At 74.6% G+C, this 6,552-nt stretch carries 8 protein-coding genes and 1 pseudogene; 5 read left to right on the top strand and 4 right to left on the bottom strand.

The annotated features are described in order from the left end of the window. From V7E45_RS37860 to hypA, 5 genes and pseudogenes are all read left to right on the top strand, one after another. A pseudogene (locus V7E45_RS37860) lies at positions 1-196 on the top strand (NifU family protein); the annotation flags it as partial. Beyond that, positions 193-789 carry a DUF5947 family protein gene (locus V7E45_RS37855; RefSeq protein WP_333778809.1) on the top strand — a complete coding sequence of 199 codons (597 nt, stop codon included), beginning with the start codon at positions 193-195 and terminating at the stop codon, positions 787-789. The pseudogene V7E45_RS37860 and the gene V7E45_RS37855, both read left to right, overlap by 4 nt. A 21-nt stretch (positions 790-810) precedes the next feature. Beyond that, on the top strand, positions 811-1,017 hold the full coding sequence (locus V7E45_RS37850; RefSeq protein ID WP_333778808.1) for a hypothetical protein: 207 nt from the start codon (positions 811-813) through the stop codon (positions 1,015-1,017). Positions 1,018-1,090: 73 nt separating this feature from the next. Next, entirely contained in the window at positions 1,091-1,243 is a 153-nt protein-coding gene (locus V7E45_RS37845; protein WP_333778806.1) for a hypothetical protein, read from the top strand. Between the two features lie 8 nt (positions 1,244-1,251). Beyond that, positions 1,252-1,608: a hydrogenase maturation nickel metallochaperone HypA gene (hypA, locus tag V7E45_RS37840; RefSeq protein WP_333778805.1), complete on the top strand. Its 357-nt coding sequence runs from the start codon at positions 1,252-1,254 to the stop codon at positions 1,606-1,608. Positions 1,609-1,634: 26 nt separating this feature from the next. On the opposite strand, the gene hypE is transcribed toward hypA, so the two are convergent. The 4 genes from hypE to hypF are packed head-to-tail and all read right to left on the bottom strand — an operon-like array spanning position 1,635 to position 6,521. Beyond that, positions 1,635-2,744: a hydrogenase expression/formation protein HypE gene (gene hypE, locus V7E45_RS37835; protein ID WP_443056344.1), complete on the bottom strand. Its 1,110-nt coding sequence runs from the start codon at positions 2,742-2,744 to the stop codon at positions 1,635-1,637. Continuing rightward, on the bottom strand, positions 2,737-3,882 hold the full coding sequence (hypD, locus tag V7E45_RS37830) for a hydrogenase formation protein HypD (protein WP_333778804.1): 1,146 nt from the start codon (positions 3,880-3,882) through the stop codon (positions 2,737-2,739). The genes hypE and hypD overlap by 8 nt, the downstream gene beginning before the upstream one ends. Beyond that, a complete protein-coding gene (locus V7E45_RS37825; protein ID WP_333778803.1) occupies positions 3,879-4,169 on the bottom strand; it encodes a HypC/HybG/HupF family hydrogenase formation chaperone in 291 nt (96 codons plus the stop codon). The genes hypD and V7E45_RS37825 overlap by 4 nt, the downstream gene beginning before the upstream one ends. Before the next feature lie 3 nt (positions 4,170-4,172). Further along, positions 4,173-6,521 carry a carbamoyltransferase HypF gene (gene hypF / locus V7E45_RS37820; RefSeq protein WP_333778802.1) on the bottom strand — a complete coding sequence of 783 codons (2,349 nt, stop codon included), beginning with the start codon at positions 6,519-6,521 and terminating at the stop codon, positions 4,173-4,175. Between the last annotated feature and the right edge of the window lie 31 nt (positions 6,522-6,552).

The raw sequence follows: 6,552 nt of genomic DNA, 5'->3' as shown, positions 1-6,552 counted from the left end.
GTGCGGGTCCGGCTGCGGGGGCGGGGGCGGCGGGACGGCCGACGTGACCGAGGCCGTCCGGGCGGCGGTGCTGGCCGCCGCCCCGGAACTGGAGTCGGTGGAGGCGGTCGCCGCCGAACGGCGCGCGGCCCCCGCCTTCGTCCCCCTGACCACGCTGGGCCACCGGACCGGGGCGCGGCCGCGGGAGGCGCGGTGAGCGTGGACGGAGCACTGGCCCGCGTCATCCGCTCGGCGGCCGACCGGGGCGCGGCGGCACGGGCCGAGGCGTGCGAGCTGTGCGCCGCCCCGGTGCCCGGCGAGCACCCCCATCTGTACGACACCCCGGCCGCCGAGGTGCGCTGCGTGTGCGGTCCCTGCTCGGTGCTCTTCGCCGACGACGCGGCCGGCGAGGGGCGCTACCGGCTGGTGCCCCGGCGCCGGCTCCGGCTCCCGCCGGTGGACACGGCGGTGCTGGGCGTCCCGGTGGGTCTGGTGTTCTTCGTGCCGCGCTCCGACGGCACGGTCACCGCCCAAGGGCCGAGCCCGGCCGGGGCCATGCGCTGGGAGGTGGACGCGGCGGCCTGGCAGCGGCTGACCGGCGTGTTTCCGCAGCTCCAGTCCATGGCACCCGATGTGGAGGCGCTGCTGGTGAACACCGTGCGCGGCCTGAAGGAGCACTGGATCGTGCCGGTCGACGACTGCTTCCGGATGGTGGCCGTGATCCGCCGCGAATGGCGGGGCCTGTCCGGCGGCGAGCGGGTCTGGCCGGCCGTGGAACGGTTCTTCGCGGAGCTCACCGAGCGGTCGTGAGGACCTGGAAGGAGAACGGACATGGGCAGCATCCGAGTGGGCCGCCCCCAGGCGCGGCCCGACCAGCTCACACATGTACGGGGTCTACACCAGGGCAATAAGGGCCCGCGCAGCCATCAGACCGGATTCCACGAGGACGGCACGTCCGACGCCCGCCGCTCCACCGGGATCCACTGGAAGCGGCACGACGCCCTGCTGGACGTCATGCCGAACATCTCACCTGGATGAGAGGGCGAAAGTGACCGCGATGAAGGACTGCCGGAAGTCGAGAAGGGTGAGAACGCCGGGCACCGCGAGGTCGGTGACGTCGGGACGCCAGGTGCTGATCGCCCAGGCCTGCCTGGTCGGCGGCCTGGCGGTGGCCCTGCTCGTCAAGGAACTGCCCGGCGTGATGCGGGAGTTGCGGATCTACCGGATGACCGGTGGCCTCCGCGCGAACCGCCGCTACCCCTGATCCCGGCCGTGCACGAACTGTCGATCGCGACCGCGATCGTGGAGCAGGCCGGGGAGATCGCCCGGGCGGACGGCGCCGGCGACGTGTCGCTGGTGACCGTCCGGGTCGGGGAACTGGCGGGTGTGGTGCCGGACGCGCTGCACTTCGCCTTCGAGGTGGCCCGCGACGGCACGCCGCTGGCCGCGGCCGAGCTGGTCGTGGAGCAGGTGACGGCGCGGGCCTGGTGCGAGGGCTGCGCGCGGGAGTTCGCGGTGGGCATGCCGCCGTTCTTCTGGTGCCCGGACTGCGACCGGCCCTCGCGGGACCTGCGCAGCGGGCGGGAGCTGGAGATCACGGGTGTGGAGGCGGTGCCGGCCCCGCGCTGACGGGGCCGGCTCCGGCCGGCGCGCGCTCAGCAGATGCGGGGCAGCTGCTCGCCCAGCGGCAGGTCGACCACCCTGGTGCCGCCGAGCCCGGTGGCGACGACGACCATGCCCGGGTGTTCCTCGACGCACTCGCCGACGAGGGTCGCGCCCGCGCCCTGCGGGTGCGCCCGCATCGCCGCGAGCACGGCCTCCGCCTCGTGCGGGGGCACGAACGCGACGAGCCGGCCCTCGTTGGCGACGTAGAGCGGGTCGAGGCCGAGGAAGCCGCAGGCGTTGACGACCTCGTCCGGGACCGGGAGAGCCCGCTCCCGCAGTCGTACGCCGGTTCCGGAGGCGCGGGCGATCTCGTTCAGGGACGTGCCCAGGCCGCCTCGGGTGGGGTCGCGCAGGACGTGGACGTCCTTGGTGACCGCCAGCATGGCCGCCACGAGACCGGCCAGCGGCGCGGTGTCGGAGGCGATCTCGACCCCGAACTCGAGGCCCTCCCGCACGCTCATGATCGCCACACCGTGCAGGCCGATCGGGCCACTGACGATGACGGCGTCACCGGGCCGGGCGCGCTGCGGGCGGATGTCGACGCCGTCGGGGACGAGGCCGACGCCGGCGGTGGTGACGTAGACGCCGTCGCCGTGTCCCGACTCCACCACCTTGGTGTCGCCGGTGGCGACGATGACACCGGCCGCCCGGGCCGCCGCCCCGACGTCGCGGGCGATCCGGCCGACGACCGCCAGCTCCACGCCCTCCTCCAGCACGAAGGCCACGGACAGGTGGGTGGGCACGGCGCCACTCATCGCCAGGTCGTTGACGGTGCCGTTGACCGCGAGGTCGCCCAGGCTGCCGCCGGGGAAGAACAGCGGCCGTACGACGTAGGAGTCGGTGGAGAAGGCCAGCCGGGCGCCGCCCAGTTCGAGGACCGCGGAGTCGGTGAGGGCGGCCAGGGTGGGGTTGCCGTAGGCGGGCGCGAAGACCTGCTCGATCAGCTCGGCGGACAGGGCTCCGCCGCCGCCGTGGCCCATGACCACGACCGGCTGGTCGCGCAGGGGGGCCGGGCAGGTCCAGGTGGTGGGGTCGACCGCGTCGGCGGCGCCTGCGGCGGTCGCGGTCACTTCGGTGGCTTCGGTGGCGAGGTCAGCCAACGGGGTTCATCTCCTCCTGCGGGACGCGGGATCCCCGCGGTGCCGGGCCGTCGGTCATCCGGCGGTACAGGTAGTAGGCCGCGCACGCGCCCTCGTTGGAGACCATGGTGGCGCCGAGCGGGGTGCGCGGGGTGCAGGCCTTGCCGAACGCCTCGCACTCGGTCGGTTTGATCAGTCCCTGGAGCACCTCGCCGGCGCGGCAGACGGCGGGTTCCTCGGTGCGGATGCCGGTGACGTCGAAGCGGTGCTCGGCGTCGTGGTCGCGGAAGGCCTCGGTCAGGCGCCAGCCGCTGGCCGGGATGCGGCCGATGCCGCGCCAGTTGCGGTCGGTGACCTCGAACACCTCCTCGATCATGCGCTGCGCCGCCGGGTTGCCCTGGTCGCGCACGGCCCGGGCGTAGGCGTTCTCCACCCGGTGCTCGCCGCGTTCCAGCTGGTGGACGGAGCGGCGGATGCCCTCGAGGATGTCCAGCGGCTCGAAGCCGGTCACCACGATCGGCACCCGGTACTTGTCCGCCAGGTCCGGGTACTCGGTGGTGCCCATCACGCTGCACACGTGCCCGGCGGCGAGGAAGCCCTGCACCCGGCAGGCGGGGGCGGTCATGATGGCCTCGATCGCCGGGGGGACCCGGACGTGGGACACCAGCAGGCTGAAGTTCCGCACGCCGAGTCGGCGGGCCTGGTGGACGGCCATGGCGTTGGCGGGGGCGGTCGTCTCGAAGCCGATCGCGAAGAACACGACCTCCCGGTCCGGGTTCTTGCGGGCGAGGTCGAGGGCGTCGAGCGGCGAGTACACCACCCGCACGTCCCCGCCCTCGCCCTTGACCCGGTACAGGTCCCGGTCGGTGCCGGGGACCCGGAGCATGTCGCCGAAGGAGCAGAAGATCACGTCGGGCCGGGCGGCGATCTCCAGTGCCTTGTCGATGACGTCGAGCGGTGTGACGCACACCGGGCAGCCCGGACCGTGGATCAACTCGACCTCGTCGGGCAGGAGCTGGTCGATGCCGTGCCGGATGATGGAGTGGGTCTGGCCGCCGCACACCTCCATCAGGGCCCAGGGCCGGGTGACCGTGGCCCTGATCTCGTCGAGCAGCCGGCGTGCCAGATCCGGGTCGTTGAACTCGTCGATGTACTTCACTGGACCTCACTTCCGCTCTCCTGCCGCGCCGCCTGCTGCCAGGCGTCGCCGAACTCCTCATCCAGGAGACCGAGTTGCTCGAACAACTCCAGGGACGCCCGGGCCGACTCCTCGTCCAGGCGCTGCAGGGCGAAGCCGACGTGGACGATGACGTACTCACCCACCCGGACATCGGGCAGGTACTCCAGGCACGCCTGTTTGCGCACTCCGCCGAAGTCGATCAGCCCGGTGCGCGGATCGGCGCCCTCGTCGATGGCCACCACCTTGCCGGGCACTGCCAGACACATGGGTCACTCCGTCTCGTGGTTGGTTGCTGTTCCCGCGACCATGAGCTGGCCGAGCGCCAGCCCGCCGTCGTTCGGGGGGACTTCGCGGTGGCGCAGGACGGTGAAGCCGTCCGCGGCAAGCAGGGCGGCGCACTCGTGCTCCAGCAGGCCGTTGGCGAAGACACCTCCGGTGAGGGCCACGGTGGTCAGGCCGGCGGCCGTGCGGGCCCGCCCGCAGATCTCCGTGACGGCGCGCGCGACACCGCGGTGGAAGCGGGCCGCGAGTACCGGGACCGGGGTGCCGCGCCGCTGGTCGGCGAGGAGCGCGCGGAGCATCGGCGCGGGGTCGATGAGGTGGCCGGCCGGGAGCCCGAAGGGGTACGCCTGCGCGTCGGCCGGCCACGCCCGCGCGGCCGCCGCCTCCAGTTCGAGCGCCGCCTGGGCTTCGTAGCCGGCCCGGTGGCAGACGCCGACCAGGGAGGAGACCGCGTCGAAGAGGCGGCCCATGCTGGAGGTGGCGACGCAGGCCACCTGCCGCTCCAGCTGCCTGCGCAGGACGGTGAGTTCGGCGTCGGTGCAGGCGGTGACGGACGGCAGGGCCGGCTCCCACGGCAGTCCGGCGGCCCACAGCCGGGCGAGCGCCAGCCGGCAGGGGTTGACGACGCCCGCGTCGCCGCCGGGCAGCGGGGCGGGGGCGAGGTGGGCGAGCCGGCGGTAGCCGGTGTAGTCGGCGAGCAGGACCTCACCGCCCCAGACGGTGCCGTCGTCGCCGTACCCGGTGCCGTCGAAGGCGACGCCGATGACCGGTGTGGTGCCGTCGAGGCCGTGCTCGGCCATGGCGGAGGCGATGTGCGCGTGGTGGTGCTGGACCCGCCTCGGTGGTCCGGCGCCGAGCCGGGCGGACCTCCGGCGGGCCCATCCCGTCGAGTGGTAGCCGGGGTGGCGGTCGGCGGCCACCAGGCGCGGGGTGACTCCGGTGAGCCGGGTGAGGTGCCGTTCGGCGCGTTCGGCGGCCTCCAGGGTGGCCAGGTCGCCCATGTCGCCGATGTGCGGCCCGAACCAGGCCTGGTCGCCCTCTCCCAGGCACAGGGCGTTCTTCAGGTCGCCGCCGACCGCGAGCACGGCGGGGACCGTGAGCGGGAGGGGCACCGGGCGCGGGACGTACCCGCGGGAGCGGCGCAGCACCTGCTCCGTGCCGTCCTCGCGCACCCGCAGCAGGGAGTCGTCGCAGGGTGAGGCGATGGGCCGGTCGTGGCCGAGCCAGGCGTCGGCGAGTCCGGCGAGCCGGGTCAGCGCCTCGGCGTCGTCGGTGACGATGGGCTCGCCGGAGCGGTTGCCGCTGGTCATGACCAGCGCCTTCGGGCCCGGGGGGTCGCCGGGCAGCCCGAACAGGAGGGTGTGCACGGGGGTGTACGGCAGCATCACGCCGATGTGCGGGCTGCCGGGGCACACCTCGTCGGCGAGGTGGAGCCCGTCCGGGGGCGTGCGGCGGCGGAGCAGGACGATGGGGCGGCGGGCCGAGGTGAGCGCCCGGCGTTCGGCGTCGGAGAGGACCGCGACCCGCTCGGCGGTGCGCGGGTCGGCGCACATCACGGCGAAGGCCTTGCCGCCGCGTTCCTTGCGGTCGCGCAGGGTGGCGACGGCCCGTGCGTCAGTCGCGTCGCAGGCCAGGTGGTAGCCGCCGACGCCCTTCACCGCGACGATCCGGCCGGCGGTGAGCAGGGCCCGTGCCGCGGCCAGGGCGTCGGCGTCCCGGGCGGGGCGGACTCCGGTGCCCTCGGCGGGGACGAGCCGCAGCCGGGGTCCGCAGTCGGGGCAGGCGATGGGCTGGGCGTGGAAGCGCCGGTCGGCCGGGGCGCCGTACTCGCGGGCGCATGCGGGGCACATCGGGAAATCGGCCATGGTGGTGGCCCCGCGGTCGTAGGGCATCGCGGTGGCGATGGTGAAGCGGGGGCCGCAGTGGGTGCAGGTGATGAACGGGTGGCGGTGCCGGCGGTCGGCGGGCCCGGCCAGTTCGCGCAGGCAGTCGGCGCAGGTCGCGGTGTCGGGCGGGAGCTGGGTGTGTCCCTCGGCCCGGTCGGTGGGGCGGATGGTGAACGGGCCGGTGGCGCCGGTGGTGGGCAGGTCCTCGCGGCCGAAGGCGGTCACGGCGGCCAGCGGCGGCGGCTGCTCGGCCAACTGGTCGCAGAAGCGGTCCACTTCGGCCGCCGGCCCCTCGATCTCGATGAGCACGCCGTTCGCGCTGTTGCTCACGAAGCCGGTCAGCGCGAGGTCGGCGGCCAGCCGGTGCACGTACGGCCGGAAGCCGACGCCCTGCACGGTGCCGCGCACGGTGATCCGGCGCCGGACCGCGCCGGTGGCGGGTGCGGTCACGGGGCGGTGGTGGCGGCGGTGTGGTGGTGGC

It is taken from the genome of Streptomyces sp. IBSBF 3136 (genome assembly GCF_036815105.1).
In the GTDB taxonomy this organism is placed as follows: domain Bacteria; phylum Actinomycetota; class Actinomycetes; order Streptomycetales; family Streptomycetaceae; genus Streptomyces.
Note: the sequence above shows the minus strand (reverse complement) of the source record. Positions and strands in the feature narration are given on the sequence as shown.